Source organism: Nocardioides sp. CPCC 206348, from assembly GCF_048654705.1.
GTDB lineage: Bacteria > Actinomycetota > Actinomycetes > Propionibacteriales > Nocardioidaceae > Nocardioides.
In genome coordinates, this window is the sequence record NZ_JBMCZA010000210.1 from 121,952 (window position 1) to 122,326 (window position 375).

The following is a 375-nucleotide window of genomic DNA, read 5'->3' on the forward strand; positions in this document are numbered from 1 at the left end:
GGCGAGCTCGTGCGCCTCGTCAATCACCACGGCGTCGTACTCGGGGATCATGGGGATGCCCTCGATCGCGTCGATCGCTAGCAAGGAGTGGTTGGTGATGATCAGGTGCGAGCGCTGCGCCTTCTCCTTCGCGCGCTCGGCGAAGCACTCCTCGCCGTACGCGCACTTGCTCGCGCTGAGGCACTCGCGTGCGGAGACGCTGACCTGGCGCCACTCCTTCTCGGTGTGCCGCGGCGCCTCGTCGCGTTCGCCGGTCTCCTTGGCCTTGGAGGCCTTCTCGGCCCACTTGCGCAGCTCGAGGACCTTCGCCCCCATCGTCCCCTCGGGGATCTGGATCAGCTCGCCCTGCTCGTCGGGCGCACCTTCCCGGATCCG

1 pseudogene is annotated in these 375 nt (G+C 68.3%); it reads right to left on the reverse strand.

Features of this window, described 5'->3' with window-relative positions:
• Window positions 1-375: pseudogene (locus ACOADB_RS21530) on the reverse strand (ATP-dependent DNA helicase); the annotation flags it as partial.